The organism is Pseudaquabacterium terrae (assembly GCF_013266755.1).
Classification (GTDB): Bacteria; Pseudomonadota; Gammaproteobacteria; order Burkholderiales; family Burkholderiaceae_C; genus Pseudaquabacterium; species Pseudaquabacterium terrae.
In genome coordinates this window covers 32,249-58,957 of the sequence record NZ_JABRWJ010000013.1, presented here as the reverse complement: position 1 = coordinate 58,957, position 26,709 = coordinate 32,249, and the positions used below count along the sequence as shown (strand labels likewise).

Sequence of the window (26,709 nt, the reverse complement as noted above, 5' to 3'; positions counted from 1 at the left end):
TCCCCATGCCGACCCGACACCACCGCAACCCCGTGCAAGCCGCCGCCGCCGCCGCCGCCACCCTGGCCCTCATCCTGCAGGCCTGCAGCACGGCGAACGCGCCCGGCGCGGCAGCGCTCCCGGCCACCACGGCTGCCGCCTCGAGCACCATCCAGGTCAACCAGGTCGGCTTCCTGCCGGGGGCGGCCAAATGGGCCGTGGTGCCCGCCGGGGCCGCAGAGCGATTCGACGTCATCGACGCCTCCACCGGGCGCGAGGTCTTCAGCGGCCGCCTGACGCCGTCCGCGCACTGGGAGCCGGCACAGGAGTCGCTCCGACTGGCCGACTTCTCGAGCTTGCGCACGCCGGGCGAGTACCGCCTGCACGTCGCGGACCTGCCCGAGTCGGCACGCTTCGTGATCGGCGCGCGGGCCTACGAGCCGGTGAACGCGGCCGCGCTGCGGGCCTTCTTCTTCAACCGCGCCGGCATCGAGTTGAAGACCGAACACGCCGGCCCCTGGGCCCGGCCGGCCGGCCACCCCGACACCCGCGTGCTGGTGCATGCCTCGGCCGCCGGACCGGGCCGCCCCGCGGGCACGGTGATCAGCGCGCCCAAGGGCTGGTACGACGCCGGCGACTACAACAAGTACATCGTCAATTCGGGCATCACGACGTACACGCTGCTCGCCGCGTGGGAACACTTTCCCGCTCACTTCGCGCATCAGCGCCTGAACATCCCAGAAAGCGGCAACGCGCTGCCCGACCTGCTCGACGAGGTGCTGTGGAACCTCGAGTGGATGCTCGCGATGCAGGATCCGGCCGACGGCGGCGTCTATCACAAGCTCACCGACAAGGGCTTCGACGGCGTCGTGATGCCGCACGTGCCGAAGAACGAGCGCTACGTCGTGATGAAGTCCACCGCCGCGACGCTGGACTTCGCCGCGGTGGCGGCGCAGGCCAGCCGCGTCTTCGTGGCCTTCGAGGCGCAGCGACCGGGCCTGTCGGCACGCCTGCTGGCCGCGTCCAAGGCGGCATGGGGCTGGGCGCAGGCGCATCCGGCCGTCGTCTACCAGCAGCCGGCCGACATCCACACCGGCGGCTACGACGACCGCAAGCTCGGCGACGAATTCGCCTGGGCCGCGGCCGAGCTGTACGTCACGACGCGCGACGATGCCTACCTGGCCGCGTTGAAAGCCCAGGCCCCGCCGGCCGGCGTGCCCGGCTGGGGCGACGTCGGCAGCCTGGCCTGGATCACGCTGGCGCACCACCGCGAGCGCCTCACGCCCGCGGCCGACCGGGCCGAGATCGCGCGGCAGATCACCACGCTGGCCGGCAAGCTCGCCGCGCAGTGGCAGGCGTCGGCGTACCGCGTCGCGATGCAGCGCGACGACTTCTACTGGGGCAGCAATGCGGTGGCGCTGAACCAGGCGCTGATGCTCATCCAGGGCTATCGGGTGAGCGGCGACCGCCGACAGCTCGATGCCGCGCAGGCCGCGCTCGACTTCGTGCTCGGCCGCCACCCCACCGGCTTCTCGATGGTCACCGGCTTCGGTGAACGCTCGCCACGCGAACCGCACCACCGACCGTCGGGCGCCGACGGCGTGACCGACCCGGTGCCGGGCTTCATCGTCGGCGGGCCACGGCACGAGGACTCGGACGACTGCAAGCCGATGTCCTATCCCTCGAAAGCCGCGGCCAAGGCCTGGCTGGACCGCTTCTGCAGCTACACGACGAATGAAGTGGCCATCAACTGGAACGCGCCGCTGGTCTACGTCTCGGCGGCGCTGCAGGCCCTGACGCCGGCGGCCAAGCCATGAGCAGCCCGATGGACACCACCGCCCCGACCACCCCGACCGTCACGGCCTTCGGCGCCGCGCGCCGGCGCCACCCGCTCGCCTGGGTGCCCACGCTGTACCTCGCGATGGGCCTGCCCAACGTGATGGTCGGCGTCGTCGCCGCGATCATCTACAAGAACCTCGGCGTGCCCAACGAGGACATCGCGCTCTACACCTCGCAGATGTACCTGCCGTGGGTGCTGAAGCCGCTGTGGGCACCGCTGCTGGAGGCGCATCGGACCAAGCGCTGGTGGGTCATCACGATGCAGTTCGTGATGGCGGCCTCGCTCGGGCTGGTGGCCTTCTGCCTGCCGCTGGAGGGCTTCTTCCGGCTTTCGCTCGCGTTCTTCTGGATCACCGGCTTCGCCAGCGCCACGCAGGACACCTGCGCCGACGGTGTGTTCATGAGCACCGTCTCGCTGAAGGACCAGGCGCGCTACTCGGGCCTGCAGGGCATGTGCTGGAACCTGGGCGCGGTGATCGGCTCGGGGCTGCTGGTCTCGCTGACCGGCTGGCTGCACGAGCACCAGGGGTTGCCCTGGGTGCAGTGCTGGATGATCGTGGTGTCGATGGCCGCTGCCACGATGGCGGCGTTCGGCCTGTGGCACTTGCGCGTGCTGCCGCCAGGCGGGCCGCCCGCGACGGCGAGCCGCGCCGGCGCCGGCAGCGTCGCCACGATGCGCGAGGCCTGGGCCAGCTTCTTCGCCAAGCCGCACATCTGGATGATGCTGGCCGTCATCTTCTTCTACCGTTTCGGCGAAGGCTTCATCGAGAAGTTCGGGCCGCTGTTCCTGCTCGACCCGCGCACGGCCGGCGGGCTGGGGATGGACAATGCGGCACTCGGCCACATCAACGGCACGGTGGGCACGATCGCCTTCATCGCGGGTGCCTTCCTGGGCGGGTTCCTGGTGGCGCGGCGCACGCTGCCGCGCTCGTTCTTCGTGCTCGCGCTGGTGCTGAACGTGCCGCACCTGACCTACTTCTACCTGGCCACGTCGCTGCCCACGGACCCCCTGTGGATCGGCGCGATCGTCGCGGCCGAGAAGTTCGGCTTCGGCATGGGCTCGGTCGGCCACATGCTGTACATGATGCAGCAGGTGGCTCCGGGCCCCTTCCGCATGGCGCACTACGCGATGGCCACGGGCGTGATGGCGCTGACCAAGTGGTCCACCGGCACCGTCAGCGGCTGGGTGTGGAGTGCGGTCGGCCACGACTACGCCACCTTCTTCGGCCTGGTGCTGCTGTTCTCGGTGCCGCCGGTGATCCTGGCGTGGCTGGCGCCGTTCCCGCACGCAGCCGACCCGGCGACGCCGACCCGCGCATGAAGACCCCGGCGTCGCCGTCGCTGCCGATGGCGCTGCCGGCGGCGATCCAGATGGCGCCTGAAGCGAGCGCATGGCAGTGCACGCAGCTGGAACGCGAAGCGGTACTGCGCAATGTGGGCGCCGCGGCGCTGCTGCCGGTGCTTCCGCCCGTGGGTCGCGGCAACGGCCGCGCCGTCCTGGTCGTGCCGGGCGGCGGCTTCCTCTTCGTCGCCGTCGACAACGAAGGGCTGCCCGTCGCCCAGCGCCTGGCCGAGGCCGGTTATGCCGCCTTCGTGCTCGTCTACCGGACCCAGCCGACGGACGTCGACGACCGCGCCTTCCAGCGCGCGCTGCCCCTGGCCTGGCAACGCCTGGCCGAGCAGGTCGCTGCCGACGGCGACCTCGCCGCCCACGGCCCGGCCGTCGACGACACCCGCACGGCGATGCGCTGGCTGCGCACGCACGCCGCCGACTTCGCCTTCGACCCGGCGCGCCTGGGCGTGCTGGGCTTCTCGGCCGGCGCGCGATGCGGCCGCGCGCTCGTGGCGCAGGCCGCGCCCGCGGACATGCCCGACAGCCTGGCGCTGATCTACGGCGGCTTCGCCGGCACCGTGCCTCGGTCGCCGGTGCCCCCGCTGTTCCTGGCCCAGGCCGCGGACGACCCGCTGTTCGACCGCCGCCATCCGGACATCCTCGACGATTGGCGGCGGGCCGGCCAGCGCGCCGAGCTGCACCTGTACGAACGCGGCGGCCACGGCTTCGGCCTGCGCACGCAGGACGCCACCAGCGACCACTGGTTCGACGCCTACCGCGCCTGGCTGGATCGACAGTGAGCGCCTGATGATGGCCTCCCCGCCACCACCCAGGGCCGCGTGACGCGTCGAAATCGACGGGCACCTTCCCCACCGTGGCTGCCTGGGCAGTGCAGCGCAAACCGGATCAGCCCGAAAGTTCTCACAAATTCAGTGTTCGATCAGTTCTGATCGGAGCGATCATTCGCCTGATGCAGTTCCGACTGGAGAGCGCTGATGGATGGTGCAATCAACTCGACCCGCCCGACAGGGCAAGTACGTCCTGAGCGGGCAGTTCAGCAGATGGTGGCCGGGCTGGCGGCCGTCGCGGTGCAGGGCGAGCGTCTGCAGTCGCTGTGCGACGACCTGCGTCCGGCGCTGGTGCAGATGCACGCGGACCCCCTGCTGCGGCCTGCCGGGGCGTTGCTGAGCGAGGCACTCGTGGCCATCGCCGACATCGCCAGCGACATCGCCGCGATCACCGACGCACTCGCCGCCGGCATGGAGCCCCACGCGCCGCCGCAGCGTCACCGCTAGGCCCGATCGGCAGGGTGCCGGCAGCTCAGGCGATGGACAGCCGCGCCTTGCGGGGCGCCGCCAGGGTCGCGCGGACCACGACTTCGGTCGGCAGCACGATGTTGCGCGGGCCGCTGTACGCGCGGTCCTGCACCCGCGCGTCAATGCGTGCAAGCAACACGTCGACCGCCTTCGCGCCAAGCTCGCGCAGCGGCTGGCGCACGGTGGCCATGCGGGCGGTGCGGGCCAGCACGGTGTCGTCGAAGCCGACCACCGAGATGTCGTCGGGCACGTGCAGGCCGCGGGCGAGCAGCCGTTCCGTGCAGCCGAGCCCGATCGCATCGCTGGCGGCGAATACCACGTCGGGCAGCGGTTGGCCGCGGTGCCGGCACAGCCAGGACTCCAGCGCGTCGCGCCCCGCCTCGACGCTGTAGGCCCCGCGCAGCAGATGGTCCGCCGGCGGCGCAAGACCGGCCTCGGCGTGGGCGCGCAGGTAACCGCGCGCTCGCCGCTCGGCGCCGAGCGCGCCTGGCGGCCCGCCCACGTGCAGGATGCGCCGGTGACCCATCGCCAGCAGCCGGCGGGTCATCTCGAAGGCGCCGGTTTCCTCGTCGGACTCCAGGTTGACGACGCCGGCGATCGCATGGTTCGCGTGCACCGAGACGATCGGCGTGTGTTCGGGCAGCCACGGCGTGGCATCCGGCTCGAGCAGCGGCGCCAGCAGGATCAGGCCGTCGATGCGGCCGTCGCAGAAGTCGGGGATGCGCCGCGCCGCTTCGTCCCAGTCGCCCAGCGTAAAGACGGTGGCGGTCTGTCCGCTCGCGGCTGCCCGCTGGATGATGCCGTTGAAGACTTCGAGAAAGTACTGGTTCGGCTCGTCGCCCACCAGCGTCGCGGCAACGCCCAGCGTGTTCATGCGCCGGTGCGCCAGCCCGCGCGCGGTGGCGTTCGGCCGGTAGCGCAGCTTCTCGGCGGCGGCGAGCACTCGTGCACGCGTCTCGTCCGAGATCCGCGTGGAGGTCTTCGCCGCGTTGAGCACGGCCGACGCCGCCATCGCCGAGACGCCGGCTTCGCGGCCGACGTCCGCCAGCGTCGCGGCCTGGCTGGACCTGCGAATCTTGAGCGCGGTGGCCACGTCTTTCAGGCGCCAGCGACCGCGTCGCGCGCGACGACGGGCATCGGTCCGATCAGCGGCCGCGTGATCCGGTGGCGCGCCAGCGCCGCAGCGCCCACGGCCACGGCATCCGCACCGAAGCGCGACATGCGCACCGGCGGCGGCGAGAGCCCGGCCGCCTGCGCGTAGTCGTTCAGCGTGCGCATCGCCGGCTGCACGAAAGCCTCACCCAGATCGATCACCGCCCCGCCCAGCACGATGCAGCCTGGGTCGTACGCCGCGGCCAGGTTCTGCAGCAGCACGCCGAGGTGGTTGCCTGCCTTCTTCACCGCGCGCTGCATCTGCGCTTCACCGGCCTGCAGGCGCCGCTGGACTTCGGCCAGCGGATCGTCCTCATCCTGACCGGGCAGCATCGCGCGCGGGGCGATCAAGGCCTCGGCACAACCGCGGCGCCCGCACGAACACACCGGACCGCCGACCTGCAGCACGATGTGGCCGACCTCGCCCGCGAAGCCGTGCCGGCCCCGCAGCAGCCGGTCGCCGACGATCACGCCGGCACCGACGCCCTGGTTCAGGCTGACGTACACCAGCGGATCGATGAACTCCGCCGGGTTGAACTCCATCTCGCCGATGGCCGCGACGTCCGCCTCGTTCTGCAGGAACAGCGGCACGCGGGCCAGCGCCGAGCCCGCCAGCTTCTCGGCCAGCAGCTCGCCGACCGGCACGTCCCGCCAGCTCAGGTTCGGCGCGAAATGCAGGATGCCGCTGGCTTCGTCGACGCCGCCCGGAAGGCCGACGCCGATGCCGATGACCCGCTGCCTGGCGCCGTCGAGCCGGCCGGCGACCTTCAGCATCGTGGCCGCCAGCACGCCGATGCTGGCCTTCGCGCTGCGGGCGCCGCCGTAGCCCGAGCGCGCCTGCGCCAGCACCTCGCCGGTCAGCGAGGTGATCACCGCGCGCACGCCATCGATGCCGACTTCCGCCCCCAGCAGCACCAGGCGCCCGGGGTCGACGAACAGCGGCGTCGGCCGTCGCCCGAGATCGCCGGTGGCGACCACCTCGTGTTCGACCATCCACCCTTCGTCGATCAGCTCGCGCACCAGCATGCTGATGGTCGATTTCGTCAGCTGCACCGCCCCCGCCAGATCGGCCCGCGACAGGCCGGGGTGCGTGCACAGATGCCGGACGAGGGCCATCCGGTTGATGCTCTTGAGCAACTGCTGGTGGCCCGCAGCCTCGGTCTTGTCGACTATCAATGTGCGCCCCTCCGACCCGCTTCGATCCGGCAAGCGTAACGGACTCCTGGCGAAGGCCGATGCTAGAGTGCGCCGCCCGCCCGTGGCGGACGCCCGCCCCGAGCATCCGTGCCCACTTCGAAGTCGAAGCCGCCTCCCCCGACACCGCAGAGCACGCGGCGCCGCCGCGACGCGCCGACGCTTCGCGACGTCGCCCGTGCAGCAGGCGTGTCGGAAATGGCGGCCTCGTCGGCGCTCAACCGGAGTGGCCGAAGCTCGGCGCGCGTGTCGGCGGAGACGCGCGAACGCGTGCTGTCCGCGGCGCAGCAGTTGCGCTACCGGCCCAACGCCACAGCGCGCGCGCTCGCGAACCAGCGCACGAATGTCATCGGCTTCGTCGCCAACTTCCTGGGCGAGGAGCCGAACCTGTACTTCCTCGAGGTGTTCAGCGGGGTCATCCAGGGTGCCACGGCCGCCGGGCAGGCGCCGGCCGTCTTCGCGCTGGGCGACTGGGGCGAAGCGCCGGCCCGCATCCCGGCCCTGTGCGACGGCCGCGTCGATGGCCTGATCCTGCTCGGTCCGCGCCTGCAGGACGACGGCTCGGCATGGCTGCCGCGGCACACGGCGATGGTGTCGGTGCAGGCCGACCGTCCGCTGAGCGCCGTGGTGAACATCATGTCGGACGACGAGGCCGGCGCCCACGAGATGGTGCGCCAGTTGCTCGCGATGGGGCACCGTCGGATCCTACATGTCGGCGGCCCGTCCGAATACCTGGGGGCGAATCAGCGCGTCGAAGGCTACCTGCGCGCTCACGCCGAAGCGGGTGTCAAGCCTGCGCCCGGCCACGTGGTTCGCGCGCCGCTCGATGTCGAGGGCGGCCGCGAGGCGATGCGGGCCTGGCTGCAGCGTCACCATGGCCGGCCGCTGCCCCAGGCGGTGTTCGGCGGCAACGACGCCATCGCCTTCGGTTGCATCGAGACCTTGCGTTCGCGGGGGCTGCGCGTGCCCGACGACATCTCCGTCATCGGCTACGACCACACCCTGATGGCCCGCGCGGCGCAGATGGCGACGGTACGCCAGCCGCTGCACGAGATGGGACGGCGCGCCGTCGAGCTGCTGATGCAGCGCATCGAGGCACTGCGCCGGGGCGAGCCCTACCCCGGGCCGTTCGACATCGTCCTGCCCACCGAGGTCGTGCCGGGCGCAACACTGGCCGCACCACGGCGGACCCGGCTGGCCATCGCCTGAGGACGCGGGTCGACGCGTCTTGGGGCGGTCGTCGCGGCCGATGCACCGGATAGGTGTTTTCCTTGAATAGTTAATGCGATAGCCGAACTATCATCCCAACTGATTTAGCGGCACATCAAACGCTGGCGGTCCTCGCCAGGTTGCCGCCGGCCACCCTTCTCTCATTCATATCGATGTCCACCACCATGCCCTCCCGCCCGATCCGCACCGACGCACCGGGTCCGGCCCTCGCCAAGCCCTGGGCCGCCCTGCCGTCGCTGGCTGCGGCCGCGGCCCTGCTCGCCGCCTGCACGGCGCCGGCCTTCGGGCACGAGACGCTGAAGCTCGAGGTCCCCAAGCCCCTGCTGGCGCCCACGCCGCCGATGGGCTGGAACTCGTGGAACAAGTTCGGCTGCAACATCAACGAGGCGCTGGTGCGCCAGCAGGCCGACGCGATGGCCGCCTCGGGCATGAAGGACGCCGGCTACCGCTACATCGTCATCGACGACTGCTGGCAGAAGAGCCGCGATGCCGACGGCAACATCGTGGCCGACCCGGAGCGCTTTCCGAGCGGAATCAAGGCGCTGGCCGACTACGTGCACGCGAAGGGGCTGAAGTTCGGCCTGTACTCCGACGCCGGTGCGCTGACCTGCGGCGGCCGCCCCGGCAGCGCCGGCCACGAGTTCCAGGATGCGCGCCAGTACGCCAGGTGGGGCGTCGACTACCTGAAGTACGACTGGTGCCACACCGGCCCGCGCAACGCCGAGGCCGCCTACACCATCATGGCCAAGGCGCTGCGCGAGTCGGGCCGCGACATCGTGCTGTCGATCTGCGAGTGGGGCGTCAACCAGCCCGAGCGCTGGGCGCCCGCGGTCGGCCACCTGTGGCGCACCACCGGCGACATCTTCGACGCCTGGGAAGGCAAGAAGGACTGGTCGATCGGCATGGTCAACATCCTCGACCTGCAGGCCGAGCGCTGGCGCCATTCGAGCCCCAACGCCTGGAACGACCCCGACATGCTGGAGGTGGGCAACGGCGGCATGACGAGCACCGAGTACGAGTCGCACTTCTCGTTGTGGGCGATGCTGGCGGCGCCGTTGATCGCCGGCAACGACCTGTCGAAGATGGACGCGGACACGCGGCGCATCCTGACCAACGCCGATGTCATCGCCGTCGACCAGGACGCTCTCGGCCAGCAGGCGCGGCGCATCTGGAAGGAAGGCGAGCTCGAGATCTGGGCGCGGCCGCTCAAGGGCGGCGAGCACGCGGTGGTGCTGTTCAACCGCGGCAAGGCACCGGCGCAGATGAAGGTGGCCTGGGACCAGCTCAACCTGCCGGCCGGCCTCAAGGCCAAGGTCAAGGACCTGTGGTCCAAGCAGGTCACGAACGCCGTGCGCGGCAGCTACGGCGGCACCGTCGCGTCGCACGGCGTGATCATGGTCCGCATCACCCCCGATCTGTGAACGCGGCCCTGAGGCAGTGGATGAGGCAGTCGATGAGGCCGTCGCAGGGGGTCGTCGCGTGACCGACCGCCGCCGGCTGCTCGCCGGCGCTGCGGCGGCACCGCTGCTCGCGGCCATCGCACCCGGCGCGCAGGCCGCCGCCGCAGCGCCCGTCCGCGGTGGCGGTGGCGGTGGCGGTGCGCGGCCGTTGCCGCTGTCGCGCGTGCGCCTGCTGCCGGGGCCCTTCGACGACGCCCGCGCGCTCGACGAGCGCTACCTGCTCTCGCTCAACGTCGACCGGCTGCTGCACGGCTTCCGCAGCAACGCCGGGCTGGCGCCGAAGGCCGCGCGCTACCGCGGCTGGGAATCGGGAGACCTTTGCCCGGGGCACACGCTGGGCCACTACCTGAGCGCGTGCTCGATGATGTGGGTCTCCACCGGCCAGGGGGCCTTCCGCCGGCGCGTGGCCCATGTCGTCGACGAACTGCACGCCTGCCAGCAGGCGGCCCGCAGCGGCCTCGTCTGCGCCTTCGCCGACGGCGACGCGCAACTGCGCAACGTGATCGCGGGCCGGCCGGTGACCGGCGTGCCCTGGTACACGATGCACAAGATCCTGGCGGGCTTGCGCGATGCCCACGTGCATGCCGGCCATCCCCGCGCGCAGCCCGTGCTGACGCGCCTGGCGGACTGGATGGTGGATGCGACGCAAGGCATCGGCGACGAACGCTTCCAGCAGATGCTCGGCATCGAGTTCGGCGGCATGAACGAGGTGCTCGCCGACCTGCACGGGCTCACCGGCGAGGCGCGCTACCTGCACCTGGCGCAGCGCTTCGACCACCGGGCCCTGCTCGAGCCGCTGGCCGAAGGCAGGGACACGCTGGACGGCCTGCACTCGAACACCCAGATCCCCAAGGTGATCGGCTTCGCCCGCCTCGCCGAGACGACCGGCGAAACGCGCTACGCGAAAGCGGCGCGCTACTTCTGGGGCAACGTCGTGCACCAGCGTTCGTTCGCCACCGGCGGCAACGGCGAGGGCGAGCACTTCTTCCCGCCGGCCGAGGCGCCCCAGCGGCTCGGCTCGGCGAAAACGATGGAGACCTGCTGCACCCACAACATGCTGCGGCTGACGCGCGCGCTGTTCACCGCCGAGCCCTCGGTGGCCTACGCCGACTACTACGAACGCGCGCTGCTCAACGGCATCCTGGCGTCGCAGGACCCGCTCTCCGGCATGGTCACCTACTTCCAGGCCACGCGCCCGGGCTATCCCAAGCTGTACGGCACGCCCGAGCGCTCGTTCTGGTGCTGCACCGGCACCGGCATGGAGAGCTTCGCCAAGCTGGGCGATTCGATCTATTTCCAGGACGCCGAGGACGCTCGAGCGCTGTACGTCAACGGGTTCATCGCCTCGACGCTGGACTGGGCCGAGAATGGCGTGCGCCTGCGCCAGACGACGCGCTTCCCCGACGAGGCCGGAACCCGCCTGGCGATCGAGGCCGGCACGCCGGTGCGCTTCGCGCTGCGCCTGCGCCACCCCGCCTGGTGCCAGCACCTGACGATCAAACTGAACGGGCGACCGCTGGTCGAGCGCACCGAGCCCGGCCGCTATGTCGAGCTGGACCGCCTCTGGCGTCCGGGCGACGTGCTCGACGTCACGCTGCCGATGCGCCTGCACCTGCAGGCGCTGCCCGGCGCGAGCGACATCGCGGCCGTGATGGTCGGCCCGCTGGTGCTGGCCGCCCGCCTGGGAACCGAGGGCCTGCAGCCGGGCGCCGACCTCGTCGCCAGCGAATACGCCTACGGCGGGGTGCTGGCGTCCGGGCACACGGCCCTGCCTCGGCTCGCGCTGCAAGGCCGTTCGCTGCGGGACGCCGTGCGCCCCACCGGCGCGCCGCTGCAGTTCCGCACCACCGCGCCCGGTCGCGAGATCGACCTCGCCCCCTTCCACCGCATCGCGCACGAACGCTACAGCCTCTACTGGCAACTCGCCTGAGCATGAACCACAAGCACCTGCAAACGATCCTCGCGGTCTGCGCCTTGTCGGCGCTGACCATGGCCCCGGCCCGAGCCGCCGACGCCGTGATCGCGTCGCCCGACGGACGCACCGCGCTGCACATCGCCGACGACGGCAGCAGCTTCAGCATCGTGCGGCGCGGCGAAACCGTGATCGCCACCTCGCCGCTGGGGCTGGAGCTCGACGGCGCGCCGGCCTTCGGTGCGCTGAAGCTGGAGACGCGCGAGGACGCGACGGTGAACCGCAGCATCCCGCTGGTCGCCACCAAGGCCTCCAGCGCGCGCGACCACTACCGCGGCGCCACCCTCGCCTTCCGTGAAGCCGGCGGCGGGCGGCGGCTGCTCATCGACGCGCGCGCCTACGACGATGGCGTCGCGTTCCGCTACCGCCTGGAAGACGCGGCCCCGGTGAAGCTGCGCGGCGAGCGCACGGCCTTCGTGCCGGCGGGCGACCCGTCGTGCCTGGTCACGCCGACCGACTACGGCGCGCACGAGCTGAACTTCGAACGCCTGCGCATCTCGCAGCTCAAGACCGACGCCGCCTACGACGTGCCGGTGGTCTGCGCCACGCCCGCGGGCCGCACCCACTACGCCATCACCCAGGCCCACCTCGAGGGCTACACCGGCGCTTCGTTCCGCCGCGAAGGATCGGCGCTGCGGGTGCAGCTGTCCGCGGTACCCAAGCGCCCGGGCCCGGCCTTCGTCTCGACCGGCGGCCTCAGGACCGCCTGGCGCGCCGTGATGATGGCCGACCGTGCCGGCGAGCTGATCGAGTCGCACCTGGTCGGCCACCTCAACCCGCCGCCGCAACAGGACTTCTCCTGGGTCAAGCCCGGCAAGACCTCGTGGGACTGGTGGTCGGGTCCGCTCGAGGGCGTCAAGCCCGACCTGGCCGCGTACAAGCGCTTCATTCACTTCGCCGCCGAATCCGGCTTCCCCTACCACCTGATGGATGCCGGCTGGGCCTTCGGCACCGGCCCTTGCTGCGACGCGCTGCCCGGCACCGACATCACGCGCGCGGCCGACGGCATCGACATGCCAGCGCTGGTGCGCTACGCCGCCGACAAGGGCGTGGGCCTGCTGCTGTGGGTGCACTGGGAACACCTGGCGCCGCGCATGGACGAGGTGCTCGACACCTATGCGCGCTGGGGCATCAAGGGCATCAAGGTCGACTTCATGAACCGCGACGACCAGGACATGGTCGCCTTCTACCAGCGCGTTGCCGAGGCCACCGCCAGGCGCCGGATGCTGCTCGACCTGCACGGCGCCTACGTCCCCGCCGGCCTGCAGCGCACCTACCCGAACTACATCACGCAGGAAGGCGTGCTCGGCGCAGAGTGGAACAAGATGGATAAGCGCATCACGCCGCAGCACAACCTGATGCTGCCGTACACGCGCATGCTCGTGGGGCCGATGGACTACACGCCCGGCGGCTTCCGCAATGCCACGGCCTCGGCCTTCGAGGTGCGCGCCGTGATGCCGCAGACGCAGACCACGCGCGGCCAGGCGCTGGCGATGTACGTGGTCTACGACAGCCCGCTGCAGATGGTCTCCGACGACCCTTCGAACTACCACGGCGAGCCCGGCTTCGACTTCATCCGCCGCGTGCCCACGGCCTGGGACGAGACGCGCTTCCTCGACGGCGAGCCCGGCCGCGACATCGTGCTCGCGCGGCGCCATGGCCAGGCCTGGTACGTCGGCGCGATGACCGGCGACGAGGCGCGCACGCAGCGCGTGCCGCTGAATTTCCTGCCCCCGGGCGCCTACCGGGCCACCGTGTGGGAAGACGGCGAGGTCGCGCGCGAGCTCCGGCGCAGCGTGCGCACCGTGAAGCGCGGCGACGTGCTGACGCTGCGCCTGGCGTCCGCCGGCGGCGCCGCGGTGGTGCTGGAGCCGCTGCCGCGGCCTGACGCGCGGTCCGCCCCGTGATCCGCGACATGACCTGCACCGCATCGCCGATGGACACCCCTGCTGCCAAGCCCCCTGACGAACCCGGCCGCCGCGGCTTCGTGCGTGCCGTGGTCGGCGGCGGGCTCGCCGCGATGGCCGGCCTGCCCACGGCGGCTGCCACCGCGGTCTCGACCACGACCACCGCTGCGGCCGAGCCGGGGCTGCCTTTCCACGCCTGGGCGCCGACGCCGCCGATGGGCTGGAACAGCTGGGACGCCTTCGGCGCCAGCGTCACCGAAGCGGAGTACCTGGACAACGCGCGCATCCTGGCCGAGCGCCTGCTGCCCTTCGGCTACGACACCGCCACCGTCGACATCCAGTGGTACGAGGCGGGTGCCACCTCGTCGTGGTACCGGCCCTTCGCGCCGCTGCTGCTGGATGCGCATGGCCGCCCGCAGCCGGCGCCGAACCGCTTTCCCAGCGCCGCCGGCGGCCGCGGCTTCGCACCGCTGGCCGCGCAGGTGCACCGCCTCGGGCTGCGCTTCGGCGTGCACCTGATGCGCGGCATCCCGCGCCAGGCGGTCGGGCTGGAACTGCCCATCGCAGGCAGCACCTTCCGCTGCCACGAGGCGGCCAACCCGGGTTCCACCTGCGCCTGGAACACCGACATGTGCGGCGTCAACCCGGAGCACCCGGGCGCCTTCGACTGGTACCGCGCATGGTTCGCGCAGCTCGCCGAATGGGGCGTGGACTTCGTCAAGGTCGACGACATCGCCGCGCCGTCCTATCACGCGAAAGAGGTGGCCCTGATCCGCCGTTCCATCGACGCCACCGGCCGGCCCATGGTGCTGAGCCTGTCGCCCGGCCCGTCGCTGCTGGAGCAGGCGGCGCACCTGCAGGCTCACGCCAACCAGTGGCGCGTGTGCAACGACTTCTGGGACACCTGGCCGCAACTGCGCGACAACCTGGCGAACCTGGTGAAGTGGGCGCCGCACGCGCGCGCCGGCGCCTGGCCCGACGCCGACATGCTGCCGGTGGGCAGGATCGGCCTGCGCAACTTCGATGGCGAACCGCCGGCCCGCGGCGAGCGCGAGACCCGATTCACCCGCGACGAGCAGCTGCTGATGCTCACCGCATGGACCTGCGCGCGCAGCCCGCTGATCCTGGGCAACGACCTGCGCCGGCTCGACGACTGGACGCTGCGGGTGGTCACCAACCCCGAAGTGCTGGCGCTGCTGCGCGTGCCCGGCGCGCGCGAATGGCACAGCAGCGCCCACGGCCACCGCTTCGTCTGTCACGGCCCGCAGGGCACCTGGGCGGCATGGCTCAACACGGGCGAGGCGCCGTGGCATGCGCCGCTGCCCGGCTGGCTGCCCGACGCGCGCCGCGACTGCTGGGCGCGCGCCGACCTGCCTGGCGGCACCCGCGCGCTCACCGTGCCGCCGCACGGTGCGCGGCTGGTGCGCTGCGGTGCGGCGCCACTTCACAAGGACAAGGCCTGATGACGAAGCCCATTGAACTGAAACGCCGCGACTTCATCGGCGCACTGGCTTGCGCCTCGGCCGGCCCCCTGGCGTTGCCGGCCGATGCGGCGACGGCGCTGCCTTCCGCCCTGGATGGCGCCGGGCAGTTGCGGGCCCTGCGCATGGGGCCCACGCCGGGTGGTTTCGCCTGGCGGCGCGTGGCCGAGGGCGTGCAGTTCCGGTCGGGCGACCTGACCAAGAGCGTGCTGTTCTACGGCGCCGGCCTGGTGCGCGTGGCGGCCCACCTGGGCGAGGCGCACACCACCCAGCCCAGCCTGGTGGTGGTGGTCCGCCCGAAGGCCGTCGCCTGCGAGGTCAGCGACAGCGCCGACACGCTGACCATCGCCGGGCCCGCGGTGCGGGTGACGGTGGACAAGCGCAGCGGCGCGCTGGCCTTCTTCGGCGCCGACGGCCGCCTGCTGACGCGCGAGCGCGGCCAGGCGCCGACCGAGCTGCAGCGCGTCGAGATCGCCGGCAGCCTGAGCTACGCGCTGACGCAGACCTTCACGCTGACGCCCGACGAATCGCTGTACGGCCTGGGCCAGTACGACCAGCCCTACATGGACTACCGCGGCCGCGACGTGCTGCTGGTGCAGACCAACATCGGCATCGTCGTGCCGTTCATGGTCTCCACGCGGCGCTGGGGCCTGCTGTGGGACGTGTACTCGAAGATGAGCTTCAGCGACCGGCCCGACGGCGCCACCTTCCGCGCCGAAAGCGCGCCGGCCGGCGCCGACTACTACCTGGTGGCCGGCGCCGACATGGACGCGGTCATCCGGGGTTATCGCCAGCTCACCGGCGCCGCGCCGATGTTCCCGAAGGCCGCCTTCGGCCTGTTCATGAGCAAGGAGCGCTATCAGACGCAGCAGCAGCTGCTGGAGGTGGTGCGGCGCTTCCGCGCCGAACGCTTCCCGCTCGACTACATCGTGCAGGACTGGCAGTACTGGGGCGGCGAGCAGGACGGGCCGAATGGTCGCGAATGGGACGGCAAGTGGAGCGGCATGGTCTGGGACGCCGAACGCTTCCCCGATCCCGCCGCCATGACGCGCGAACTGCACGACAAGCTCAAGGTCAAGCTGATGGCGTCGATCTGGCCGGGCGTCGGCAACGACACCGCGCTGGCCCGCGAGCTCGATGCGAAGGGCCTGCGCTTCGAGCCGCTGCACTGGATCTCCAAGCGCGCGCGCATCTACGACGCCTTCAGCGCCGAAGGCCGCCGCATCTACTTCAAGCACGTCAAGCAGGGCCTGCTCGACGTCGGCGTCGATGCGCTGTGGATGGACGGCACCGAAGTGGAGGTGGGCGGCGCCGCGTGGGACCCGCGGGAAGTCGAGGCCGACATCAAGGCCCTGGGCGTCACCGCGATGGGCGACACCACGCGCTACCTCAACGTCTACAGCCTGGTGACGACCCGCGGCGTCTACGAAGGCCAGCGCGCCGCCGGCCCGGGCGGCAAGCGCGCGCTCACGCTCACCCGCTCGGCCTGGGCCGGGCAGCAGCGATATGCCGCGCTGCCGTGGTCCGGCGACACCACGGCGTCCTGGGCCACGCTGCGCGCGCAGATCGCCGGCGGCCTGAACGTCTCGATGGCCGGCCTGCCGTACTGGACGCAGGACACCGGCGGCTTCTTCGTCAACTTCCCGGACGGGCAGCGCAACCCGGCCTACCGCGAGCTCTACGCGCGCTGGAACCAGTTCGGCATCTTCAACCCGGTCTACCGCATCCACGGCACTTCGATCGATCGCGAGCCCTATCTCTTCAAGACGCTGGACCCGGCGATGTACGGTTCGCTGCTGCGCGCGGCGCACCTGCGCATGCAGCTGCTGCCTTACCTCTACGGCCTGGCCTGGCGCTGTACGCACGAGGGCTACACGATGATGCGTGGCCTGGCGATGGACTTCCCCGACCAGGCCGCACTGCGAAAGGTCGACGACACCTACATGTTCGGCCCGGCCTTCCTGGTGCAGCCGATCACGCGGCCGATGTTCCACCCGGTGCTGCCGCCGCCGGCCACGGTGCCGGCGACCCAGTTGCGCACGCCCGACGGGCAACGCGGACTGGTGCTCGAGTACTTCGAGGGCATCGATTTCGACAAGCCCGCCAGCCGCACCATCGACACGGTGGTCGACCACCACTGGCCCGACCCGCCGCTCGGCAGCCTCCCGCCCGGCCTCAGCGGCCTGAACCGCTTCTCGGCGCGCTGGACCGGCGAGATCACCGCCAGCGAAGGGGGCGAGCACGAGATCGGCGTCGAGGGTGACGACGGCTTCCGCCTGTGGCTGGACGACAAACTCGTCGTCGACGATTGGGCCATCGGCGGCGCGCGCTTCACCAGCCACCGCCTCACGCTGCGCGAAGGCCAGACGCTGAAGCTGCGCATCGACTTCTATCAAGCGGGCGGCAACCGGGTGCTGCGCCTGGCCTGGCGCACGCCCAGCCAGCAACGAGACCTGGCCAGGACGCAGCGCCAGCTCGACAAACGCCAGGCGACGCTGCTGCCTGCCGGCCACGACTGGTTCGACTTCTGGACCGGCGAGCGTCACGCCGGCGGCCGCAGCACCGAGCGCGACTATGCGCTGGACGAATTCCCGCTGTTCGTGCGCGCCGGCGCGATCGTGCCCCTGGGCCCGGTGGTGGAGCACACCGGCCAGAGCCCGGAGGCGCCCTGGGAGATCCGCGTCTACCCCGGTGCCGACGGCGGCTTCACGCTCTACGAGGACGACGGCGAGACCTACGCCTACGAACGCGGCGAGCGCGCCACCACCGCCCTGCGCTGGGACGATGCGCGCCGCACGCTGCACATCGGCCCGCGCCACGGGCGCTATCCCGGCATGGTGACGCGGCGCGAGCTGCGCGTGCGTCTGATGGCACCGCCCGGCCGGTCTGAACAGACCCATACCGTGAACTACCAGGGCCGCGCAACGACGCTGCGCTTCGACCCCTCAGACCCGACCCGATGAAGAAGACTGCCCTGCCCCTGCTGCTCAGCCTGCTGGCCGCCACTGCCCACGCCGAAGTGCGCCTGTCCCCTGTGTTCGGCGAGCACATGGTGCTTCAGCGAGACCGCCCGCTGCGTCTGTGGGGCCAGGCCACCCCGGGCCAGACGCTAACGGTCGAACTGGGCGGCCGCCGGGCCGGCACCCGTGTCGGCGCCGACGGCCGCTGGCACGCGCAGCTTGCCCCGCTGCCGGCCGGCGGTCCGCACCGCCTGCGGGTCAAGGGCGACCAGGTCATCGAGCTGCGCGACGTGCTGATCGGCGACGTCTGGCTGCTCGGCGGCCAGTCCAACATGGAGTGGCCGCTGGCGCAGACCGACACCGGCCCGCAAGAGATCGGATCGCCTCAGAGTGCGCAGCTGCGCCACCTGCGCGTGCCACTGCGTGCCAGCGTGCGTCCCGAGGCGGACATCGCACCCGCGCCCTGGGTCGTGGCCGAGCCCGGCCGCGTCGGCGAGTTCAGCGCCGTCGGCTACCACTTCGCGCGGCAGATGCAGGCGGTGCAAGGCGTGCCGATCGGCCTCATCAACACCGCCTGGGGCGGCTCGATGCTCGAGACCTGGGTGCGCCGCGACGCGGCGCTGCAGGATCCCGACCTGGCGCCCGCGGTGCGTGCGCTGCCGGCCGACAACGCGACATTCGGCGCCGCCCTGCGCGAGCACCTGCGCGGCCGCGTGGCCGCATGGCAACCCGGCCTGCCGCTGGACGGCGTCGATCCGGGCGGCTGGTCCGCCGCCGGCGAGATCGACGCCGACTGGCCCACGCTTCAGGCGCTGCACGAGTGGGAGGGCCAGGGCCTGGCCAACCTCGACGGTGTCGTCTGGATGCGCAAGCGGGTGGAGCTGACCACCGCGCAGGCGGTCGGCGCGGCCGAGCTGCACCTGGCGAAGGTGGACGATTGCGACGAGACCTGGGTCAATGGCCAGCGGGTCGGCGGCCAGTGCGGATGGGAGCAGCCGCGCCGCTATGCCCTGCCCCCCGGCCTGCTGCGCGTGGGCGCCAACTGGATCGCGGTGCGCGTCACCGACACGGGCGGCGGTGGCGGCTTCCACGGCGATGCGGCCTCGATGCGGCTGGACACCGCGGCCGGCGCCGTCCCGCTGACCGGCGCCTGGCGCGCGCGCGTCGAGCAGATCGCGGCCCCCGCTCAGCCGAGCGCCAACGATGCACCGGTCCTCGCCCACAACGGCCTGATCGCCCCGCTGCACGGCCTGTCGGTGCGCGGCGTGCTCTGGTACCAGGGCGAGACCAATGTCGGGCGCGCCGAAGCGTATGCCGGCGGCTTCAAGCGCCTGATCCAGGACTGGCGCGGCCAGTTCGGCGATCCGAAGCTGCCGTTCTTCTTCGTCCAGCTCGCCTCCTTTCTGCGGCTGGCCGACAACGTGCCCGGGGCCGGCGGCTGGCCCGAACTGCGCGAGAGCCAGGCCGCGGCGCTGGCGCTGCCGCACACCGGCATGGCCGCCGCCATCGACGTCGGCGACGAGGTCGACATCCATCCACGCGACAAGCGCACCCTCGGTCACCGGCTGGCTGCGCTGGCCCTGCACGAGCAGGGCCTGCGCGCCGCACCGGCCGGCGGCCCGCGCCTGCTAGGTCACGAAGTGAGCGGCAGCGAACTGCAGCTGCGCTTCGGCGCCACCGCGGGCGGCCTGCGCACCGCCCGCGCCGGCGAGCCGCTGCGCGGCTTCCTCCTGGCTGGCGCCGACCGCCGCTGGCTGCCGGCGCAAGCCCGCTTCGACGGCGACCGCATCGTGCTGCACAGCCCCGCCGTGCCGATGCCGGTGGCGGCGCGTTATGCCTGGGTCAACAACCCCAGCGACGCCAACATCGTCGGCGGCGACGGCCTGCCGCTGCCACCGCTGCGCACCGACGACTGGCCGCTGGAGTCGGCCGGGCGGCGCTACGGGCGCTGAAGTCGATGCGCTGGCCTGTGTGCTTGTGCCTCGTGCTCGCACCGTCGATGGCGCTGGCGACGATGGTGGCGGCACAAGTGCAGACCCCACCACCCCTCCGCGCCGCCGCCACCGCAGCGCCCGCTGCCTCCGCGGCGTCGACGCCCGCGGCCTCGGCCGCATCGGCACCTGCAGCCGGCCAACAACGCGTCGAGGTCATCGGCGGCCGCAGCACCGACACGGAGCAGCGGCGCCAGTCGACGGCGGCGAAGATCGTCATCGGCCGCGAAGAGATCGACAAGTTCGGCGATGCCACGGTCGGCGAGGTGCTGCGCCGACTGCCCGGCGTCACGACGCCCGGCGCGCCCGGGCGCGGCGGCCCGCCGCAGCTGCGCGGGCTGGGCAGCGGCTTCACGCAACTGTTGATCGACGGCCAGCGGCTGCCGCCCGGCTTCAGCCTGGACAGCCTGACGCCGGAGCAGATCGAGCGCATCGAGATCCTGCGCGCGCCGACCGCCGAAACCGGCGCCCAGGCGATCGCCGGGACGATCAACATCATCACCCGTGAAGGGTTCCGCAAGCGCCTCAACGACTGGCGCATCGGGACGGGCGTGTCGAACGGTGAACCGTCGCTGGGCAGCGCCTGGTCGCACAACGACAGCGCCGGCGACCTGACCTACACGCTGTCGGCCGGGCTGTTTGCGAACCGGCGCCGGGGCGAGAGCTTCAGCGAGACGCAGGTGACGAACATCGCCACGGGTGAGCTGCTCGAGGACCGCGGTTCGCGCAGCCACGATGCGGGCGCGAACCGAGGGCTGAACCTCGGCGCGCGGCTGCAATGGCGGCTGGGCGGCGACGGCGATTCGCTGGTCGTTTCGCCCGGTCTGTTCGCCAACCAGGGTGAGCACCGCTACCGCTTCGAGATCGACCAGCGCCACAAGCGCGCCGGCCCGGAACACGCCGAGTCTGGCCACGGCTACGGTGACTACCGCTTCTTCGGCCCACGCCTGCAGCTGCAGGTTCGCCAGCGCCTGGCCGACTGGCGCGTCGAGGTCGGCGGCACCTTGCGCAGCTCTCGATCGCGCCATGCCAACGCCCGCCAGGAGTTCAGGGCGGACCACAGCGAGCTCCGGTCGCAGCAGGACCGCAGCAGTTCACGGGAGAAGGGTCTGCAGCTCAACGCCAAGGGCAGCCGCATGCTGGGCGGCGATGGCTCGGAACACAACCTGGTGCTGGGCATGGAAGCCGAAGGCGCCCGGCGCAACGACACCCGGACCACCCTGATCGGTGGCGTGCCCGACCCGGCGCTGGCCGATGCGGGCGAAGACTTCGCGGCCAGCACCCTACGCGTGGCGGCCTATGCACAAGACGAGTGGGCGCCTGACAAACACTGGTCCTTCCACGCCGGCCTGCGTTGGGAAGGCATCGCGACGCGCGGCGACGACGGCCGGGGCCAGCGCCCGCAAAGCCGCAACAGCGTGATGACACCGCTGGTCCACCTGCTGTGGAAGCCCGACCCCAGCGTGCGCGACCAGGTGCGGTTGAGCCTGACACGAAGCTGGCGCGCGCCCGGCACGGGGTCGCTGATCGGCCGGCCCAGCATCAACCGGCTCTACGACCCGGCGACCGGCAGCAACGGCGAGAGCAGCCCCGACAACGCCGGCAACCCCAGCCTCGAACCCGAGCTGGCGACCGGCATCGACCTGGCTTTCGAGCGTTACCTGCAGGGTGGCGGCCTGCTCAGCGCCAACCTGTTCCATCGCCGCATCAAGGACCTGATGCGCAGCACGGTCGAGCTCGAGAACACCGTCCACTGGAGCCCGTTCCCACGTTATGTGCGCCGCTCGCGCAACATCGGCAGCGCCACCGCGCAGGGCATCGAGCTGGAGAGCAAGTTCAGGCTCGATCAGCTGATCGCCGGCTCCGCGCCCGTCGAGATGCGCGCCAACCTGGCGCTGTTGCGCAGCCGGGTCGACAGCGTGCCCGGGCCCGACAACCGGCTGGACCAGCAGAGCAAGGCCACCGGCAACCTGGGCGCCGACTACCGCCTGCGCGGCATTCCGCTGACGCTGGGTGGCAACCTCAACTGGGTGCCGTCGACGCTGACCCGATGGGCTGCCGACGAGACCACACGCGCGACCGCCAAGCGCCAGTGGGACATGTTCGCGCTGTGGACCTTCAGCCCTGCGGCGGGCCTGCGCCTGATGGCCCACAACCTGCTGCCACGTGACCACGCCAACGAGAGCTTCAGCGACTTCGACCCCGACGGACGCGGACCGCTGGCCGCTGAGCGAACGCGCCACATCAGCGGCGGTCCCAGCCATGTCAACCTGCAACTGCGGCTGGAGCTGAAACTCTGAAGTAGCCTTCCGTCGCGTCGCTCGCGTTGAAGTGCACCTTGCACCCTCGCTTGGCGCGATCCATCGCAAACCGAGTTCCTTTCCGAGGTGGGCCCGAAGCGTTTCCGGGGACATCGGCATGGAGAGGAACACGTCGATCCCGGCCTTCACAAACAGGCGGCAAAGGTGCCCGGCGGTGGCCGAGTCCGAGACGCGATCACCGTGAAGTTCGACGCGCGCCGCCAGCCGATCGCCGTCGACACGTTCAGCTGAACGTATCGGACCGCTGACCGGCCACGCCGCGTCGTTGAGGATGACCATGTGTGCACGCTTGGCCTTCATGGCCTCGACGGGGATCACGAAGACGCTGCGGCCGATCTCCGGAACAGGGACTTCCCAACGCCGGCGCAGCCCGCACACGTTGCTGTTGCGCAAGCCGGTGTTGACCGCGAACAGCGCCATGCGCGCCAAGTGCGCCGGCAGCTTGGGGAAGAGCCGATCTTGCTCATCCCACGTGATCGGGTACGGCGGCCGCCTGCACTCCGGCAGCATCGTGATGAGCGGCGGCAGTGCGTCCAACCACGGGCGCCCCTTCTCGTCGCGATACGGGCGCGCCGCACGGTGCAGGATCGTCCGCACCACCTCCAGGCTGCGGTTGATCGTCGTCGCGCAGGCACCGCTCGCAATGCGCGCGCTAACGAACGGCGCGAGCGTCTCGTCGTGGATCTGATGCGGCTCCAGGTGCCCGATATAAGGATCGAGCTGGCGCGCGTGGATGCGGATCGCTTCGAGGCTGCGCAGGCCTTGCGACTGCAGCAGGTAGCGCGCGGCACAGTCGGCGAACCTCGGTCGTGAAGGATTGGCCAGGGCAAGGTCGACCTGCGCCATCTCTCTTCGCAGGCGCTGCTCTGCCTGCTCCTGCGTGACAGGCCCGACTCGCATGCCGATGCGCACGCCGCGATAGCGCTTGTCGATGAAGAAGCGGCCATCGGCATCGATCGTGATGCCGGGGGTGCGGGTCGTCGACATGAGGTGGCTCCTTTCGTGCGAAAGGAGGAACGCTGACCCCCGGCGCGGAATGACGCAAGCCCGCCGCCTGAGCAACGCCTGAGCCAAAGATCCACCATGCCCGGCAATGGGCCGGACCACATTCGTGCCCGGACCAAAAGTGTCTATCACGGTCCGCTTCGGCCTCTACTCGGCGCGGCTGGCGGGCCACCGCGGGGCGACAAGAGGGTAAGCGCGGAACGGCACTCCTGGGCCAGGCCGCAGAGCCGCTCTACACGATGCAGACCCAGCACCTGGAGCACCTTCGCCTTCGCAATCTTCCATTGGCGCTGGCCTAGAGCATGCCGCTCCATCCCGCTCTCGGTCAGGACCACGCGATGGCTTCGCGCGTCTTCGCCCTCCTCGATCCTCACCCAGCCCTCCGCCAGCAGCGGCTTGAGATTGCGGCTGAGCGTGGAGGGGTCCAGGCCGATGGCGCGCGCCAGATCCACGTTGCGCGCCGCCCGCAGCCGCTTGATCTCCGAAAGCAGCGAGTGCTGAGTCGCGGTCAGCCCGGCCTCGGCGAATGAAGACTCGTAGACCTGGCCGATCGAACGCGTGAGGTCCCGAAGTTCCCGATAGGGGCAGCGTGTGCTGGTGTCTTCCATGGCGCAGTGCATTTCCGAGTCGCAAGGTGTCGATCCCGTTGACATCGGCCACACCATAGCATAGTCTTCGTTTGGTAAACGCTCGTTTAATGGAGGCCAACCCTATGAGCAAGACCGTGGAATTCTTCTTCGACGTCGGCAGTCCCGCGTCGTACCTGGCCTGGACGCAGTTGCCGAAGATCTGTGCCGATGCGGGCGCGACGCTCGTCTATCGGCCGATGCTGCTCGGCGGCGTGTTCCAGGCGACCGGCAATGCGTCGCCGGTGACCGTTCCCGCCAAGGGCCGCTACGTGAACATGGATTACCTGCGCTACGCGAAGCGCTACGGCGTGCCACTCGTGATCAATCCGTACTTCCCGATCATCACGCTGCACCTCATGCGCGTGGCTACCGGTGTTCAGTTGCGCATGCCCCAGCGCTTGCAGGACTTCCTCGCGGCCGCCTTCAAGGCGTTGTGGATCGAGCCGCTGGACCTCAACGACGCGCAGTTGACCAGCCAGGTGCTCGCGGACGCAGGTTTTCCGCCGGCCGAGGTGGACGCGCTCGTCAACGCCCCTGACGTGAAGGCGGCTCTGCGCGCCACCACGGAAGAAGCGGTACGCCGCGGCGTCTTCGGGGCGCCCACCACCTTCGTCGGCGACGAGATGTTCTTCGGCCAGGACCGTCTCGACCTGATCAAGGAGAAGCTCGCGTGAGAGAAGCCGTCATCGTCTCCACCGCCCGCACGGGCATCGGCCGCGCCTTTCGCGGCTCGCTGAACAACATCAAGTCGCCCACGATGATGGGCCATGTGCTCGGACACGCCGTGGCGCGCGCAGGCATCGAGCCCGCGGAAGTCGACGACGTGGTCATCGGCACCTCCATGCCCGGCGGCACGTCGGGCATGAACATCGGCCGGCTGTCCGCCCTTGCCGCCGGACTGCCGCTGTCGGTGCCCGGACAGACCGTCGACCGCCAGTGCGCCTCGGGCCTGATGGCGGTGGCCATCGCGGCCAAGCAGATCATCGTCGACGGCATGGACGTCACCATCGGCGGCGGCCAGGAGAACATCTCCGCAGTGCAGGGCCCCTACTTCAAACTGGTGAGCGAACAGGCCGACCCGAAGCTGGTTGCCCGGGTCGAACACACCTACATGCCGATGCTGCAGACGGCCGAGTTCGTCTCGCGCAAGTACGGCATCTCACGAGAGGTGCAGGACGAATACTCCCTCGAGGCCCAGCGCCGCACCGCCCGCGCCCAGGAAAGGAAGCTGTTCGATGCCGAGATCGTGCCGATCACGGCGACCATGGCCGTAGCGGACAAGGTCACCGGCGCGCTCTCGTACCGCGAAGTCACGCTCGCGCGCGACGAAGGCAACCGCCCGGATACGACCATCGAAGGCCTGACCAGCCTCAAGCCCGTCATCGACGGCGGCGTCGTCACGGCGGGCAACGCGAGCCAGCTCTCGGACGGCGCCAGCGCCTGCGTGCTGGTCGAGCGTGCGGTGGCCGAGCGGCGCGGGCTCAGGCCGCTGGGCATCTACCGGGGCATCGCCGTGAGCGGCTGCCCGCCCGAGGAGATGGGCATCGGCCCGGTGTTCGCAGTCCCCAAGCTGCTGAAGACGCACGGGCTGAAGATCGACGACATCGGCCTGTGGGAGCTCAACGAGGCCTACGCCTGCCAGGTCGTCCATTGCCGAGATCAACTGGGCATCGACCCCGCCAAGCTCAACGTCAATGGCGGCGGCATCTCGATCGGCCATCCCTACGGCATGACTGGCTCGCGCCTGGTGGGCCACGCGCTGATCGAAGGCAAGCGCCGCAACGCCCGCTACGTGGTCGTCACGATGTGCATCGGCGGCGGCATGGGCGCGGCCGGGCTGTTCGAAGTAGCCTAGGTCGACAACGGCGGTTGCAGAACGCGAACCAGATCCTGCGTGACCCGGCCGCCAAGCGCGCCGACCCCGACGGCGCCATGTACGTCCACCCGCAGGACCTGGCGGACCTCGGCATTGCCGACCATGGATGCGTGGTGGTCGAGAGCCGGCGCGCGCCGCCTTGTCGTTCGCGCCCATGCAAACGCCTCGATGCGCCGCGGCCACTTCATCCTTCCTCACGGCTATGGCCAGTCGCATCCGGACGAGACGGGCGGCGCGTGCTTCGCGGACCCGCGCTGAACTGGCTCACGGACGCAGCGCACCGCGACCCGATCGCAGACACGCCGTTTCACAAGGTCGTGCCCGTGCGCCTTTCCGCAGCCGCGCCCGGCGCAGCAGTGGGCACCGTCGAAACGCTGCCATGAGAGCGTTCGAGCGGGCGTTCGTGGCGCAACGAGCTCGGCGTGGAAGACGCGAGCAGCTGCACGTTCGGGTTGGCCCCGCTGATCGCCGTGCTACTTCCGCGGCGCCTTCTCTGCCCGTTCGAGAAAGCGGCGGCTCGCGCCGAGGATTTCGCGCCGGGTGCGCTCGCTCTCGACCACACGCGCCAGGATCAAGGCGCCCACGCACTGCGCGAGCAGCGCCCAACCGGCGTCGTCATCGTCCAGCCGCTCGGACCATGCGTCGCGCAGCCGCTTGAGCGATTTCTCCACCCGGGCCTTGACCTCGGGTGACGCGCGCGCGATCTCCGGGCCGAGTGTCGGCAGCACGCAGCCGGTTTCGGGGTGCAGCGCGTGCGCGCTGCTCAGGTAGCTGCGGAGCTTGCGCGCCACGTGGTCCGCCGGCGCGTCCTCGTCGCCGGCGAGCATCTCGGTGCTGAACTCGAGCTCGTGCTCGACCAACTCGGCGAACAGCTCCGCCTTCGACTCGAAATGCGTGTAGAAGGCGCCGCCGGTCAGGCCGATGGCCTTCATGAAGGCATCCACGCCGGTGCCGCCGAACCCGTCCTTCTTCGCGATCTCGCGGCTCGTGTTGATGAGCTTCTCGCGCGTTTCCTGCTTGTGGGTGGCCGAGTAGCGCATGGGGTTCCTTCGTGAGGTCTACGG

Annotated in this window: 20 protein-coding genes; 16 read left to right on the top strand and 4 right to left on the bottom strand. The window is 71.0% G+C overall.

From position 1 onward, the window contains the following. The first annotated feature begins 5 nt into the window (after positions 1 to 5). The 4 genes from HLB44_RS32245 (at position 6) to HLB44_RS32230 (ending at position 4,446) form a co-directional block, all read left to right on the top strand. Positions 6 to 1,796, top strand: a complete 1,791-nt coding sequence (locus HLB44_RS32245) for a glycoside hydrolase family 9 protein (protein ID WP_173133340.1) — start codon at positions 6 to 8, stop codon at positions 1,794 to 1,796. Positions 1,797 to 1,804: 8 nt separating this feature from the next. Further along, on the top strand, positions 1,805 to 3,139 hold the full coding sequence (locus HLB44_RS32240) for an MFS transporter (RefSeq protein ID WP_173133337.1): 1,335 nt from the start codon (positions 1,805 to 1,807) through the stop codon (positions 3,137 to 3,139). Then, positions 3,136 to 3,951 (top strand): alpha/beta hydrolase, encoded by an 816-nt coding sequence (locus HLB44_RS32235; protein WP_173133334.1) that lies wholly within the window; start codon positions 3,136 to 3,138, stop codon positions 3,949 to 3,951. Before HLB44_RS32240 ends, HLB44_RS32235 begins: the two co-directional genes overlap by 4 nt. Positions 3,952 to 4,146: 195 nt before the next feature. Further along, positions 4,147 to 4,446: a hypothetical protein gene (locus tag HLB44_RS32230; RefSeq protein ID WP_173133331.1), complete on the top strand. Its 300-nt coding sequence runs from the start codon at positions 4,147 to 4,149 to the stop codon at positions 4,444 to 4,446. A gap of 25 nt (positions 4,447 to 4,471) precedes the next feature. On the opposite strand, the gene HLB44_RS32225 is transcribed toward HLB44_RS32230, so the two are convergent. Together HLB44_RS32225 and HLB44_RS32220 are read right to left on the bottom strand one after the other, a co-directional pair. Beyond that, positions 4,472 to 5,560 (bottom strand): LacI family DNA-binding transcriptional regulator, encoded by a 1,089-nt coding sequence (locus tag HLB44_RS32225; RefSeq protein ID WP_217283894.1) that lies wholly within the window; start codon positions 5,558 to 5,560, stop codon positions 4,472 to 4,474. A gap of 5 nt (positions 5,561 to 5,565) precedes the next feature. Next, on the bottom strand, positions 5,566 to 6,735 hold the full coding sequence (locus HLB44_RS32220; protein ID WP_173133328.1) for an ROK family transcriptional regulator: 1,170 nt from the start codon (positions 6,733 to 6,735) through the stop codon (positions 5,566 to 5,568). 168 nt (positions 6,736 to 6,903) lie between these two features. Between HLB44_RS32220 and HLB44_RS32215 the strand changes: the two genes are divergently transcribed. The 9 genes from HLB44_RS32215 to HLB44_RS32175 all read left to right on the top strand — a co-directional run bounded on the left by HLB44_RS32215 (position 6,904) and on the right by HLB44_RS32175 (position 22,823). Then, positions 6,904 to 8,022 carry a LacI family DNA-binding transcriptional regulator gene (locus tag HLB44_RS32215; RefSeq protein ID WP_343051690.1) on the top strand — a complete coding sequence of 373 codons (1,119 nt, stop codon included), beginning with the start codon at positions 6,904 to 6,906 and terminating at the stop codon, positions 8,020 to 8,022. Positions 8,023 to 8,207: 185 nt separating this feature from the next. Then, complete coding sequence (locus HLB44_RS32210) at positions 8,208 to 9,464, top strand: glycoside hydrolase family 27 protein (RefSeq protein WP_173133322.1); 1,257 nt, start codon at positions 8,208 to 8,210, stop codon at positions 9,462 to 9,464. 58 nt (positions 9,465 to 9,522) lie between these two features. Continuing rightward, entirely contained in the window at positions 9,523 to 11,433 is a 1,911-nt protein-coding gene (locus HLB44_RS32205; protein ID WP_173133320.1) for a beta-L-arabinofuranosidase domain-containing protein, read from the top strand. A gap of 2 nt (positions 11,434 to 11,435) precedes the next feature. Continuing rightward, a complete protein-coding gene (locus HLB44_RS32200) occupies positions 11,436 to 13,382 on the top strand; it encodes a glycoside hydrolase family 97 protein (RefSeq protein WP_217283893.1) in 1,947 nt (648 codons plus the stop codon). 29 nt (positions 13,383 to 13,411) lie between these two features. Further along, entirely contained in the window at positions 13,412 to 14,845 is a 1,434-nt protein-coding gene (locus HLB44_RS32195; RefSeq protein WP_217283892.1) for a glycoside hydrolase family 27 protein, read from the top strand. Beyond that, positions 14,845 to 17,826 (top strand): glycoside hydrolase family 31 protein, encoded by a 2,982-nt coding sequence (locus HLB44_RS32190; protein WP_173133318.1) that lies wholly within the window; start codon positions 14,845 to 14,847, stop codon positions 17,824 to 17,826. Before HLB44_RS32195 ends, HLB44_RS32190 begins: the two co-directional genes overlap by 1 nt. Continuing rightward, on the top strand, positions 17,823 to 19,775 hold the full coding sequence (locus HLB44_RS32185; protein ID WP_173133316.1) for a sialate O-acetylesterase: 1,953 nt from the start codon (positions 17,823 to 17,825) through the stop codon (positions 19,773 to 19,775). The genes HLB44_RS32190 and HLB44_RS32185 overlap by 4 nt, the downstream gene beginning before the upstream one ends. Before the next feature lie 5 nt (positions 19,776 to 19,780). Next, entirely contained in the window at positions 19,781 to 22,114 is a 2,334-nt protein-coding gene (locus HLB44_RS32180; protein ID WP_173133314.1) for a TonB-dependent receptor plug domain-containing protein, read from the top strand. A 310-nt stretch (positions 22,115 to 22,424) separates the two neighbouring features. Continuing rightward, a complete protein-coding gene (locus HLB44_RS32175; RefSeq protein WP_173133312.1) occupies positions 22,425 to 22,823 on the top strand; it encodes a hypothetical protein in 399 nt (132 codons plus the stop codon). Between the two features lie 445 nt (positions 22,824 to 23,268). Here HLB44_RS32175 and HLB44_RS32170 read toward each other — a convergent pair whose 3' ends face one another. Continuing rightward, a complete protein-coding gene (locus tag HLB44_RS32170; RefSeq protein ID WP_173133310.1) occupies positions 23,269 to 23,748 on the bottom strand; it encodes a MarR family winged helix-turn-helix transcriptional regulator in 480 nt (159 codons plus the stop codon). A gap of 104 nt (positions 23,749 to 23,852) precedes the next feature. On the opposite strand from HLB44_RS32170, the gene HLB44_RS32165 reads away from it, so the two are divergent. Genes HLB44_RS32165 through HLB44_RS32155 form a run of 3 tightly spaced genes read left to right on the top strand, consistent with a single transcriptional unit; the run spans position 23,853 to position 26,028 of the window. Next, entirely contained in the window at positions 23,853 to 24,443 is a 591-nt protein-coding gene (locus HLB44_RS32165) for a 2-hydroxychromene-2-carboxylate isomerase (protein WP_173133308.1), read from the top strand. Beyond that, entirely contained in the window at positions 24,440 to 25,624 is a 1,185-nt protein-coding gene (locus HLB44_RS32160) for an acetyl-CoA C-acyltransferase (RefSeq protein WP_173133306.1), read from the top strand. The genes HLB44_RS32165 and HLB44_RS32160 overlap by 4 nt, the downstream gene beginning before the upstream one ends. Positions 25,625 to 25,638: 14 nt before the next feature. After that, positions 25,639 to 26,028 (top strand): molybdopterin dinucleotide binding domain-containing protein, encoded by a 390-nt coding sequence (locus HLB44_RS32155; protein ID WP_173133304.1) that lies wholly within the window; start codon positions 25,639 to 25,641, stop codon positions 26,026 to 26,028. Positions 26,029 to 26,118: 90 nt separating this feature from the next. Here HLB44_RS32155 and HLB44_RS32150 read toward each other — a convergent pair whose 3' ends face one another. Beyond that, entirely contained in the window at positions 26,119 to 26,685 is a 567-nt protein-coding gene (locus HLB44_RS32150; RefSeq protein ID WP_173133302.1) for a TetR/AcrR family transcriptional regulator, read from the bottom strand. Between the last annotated feature and the right edge of the window lie 24 nt (positions 26,686 to 26,709).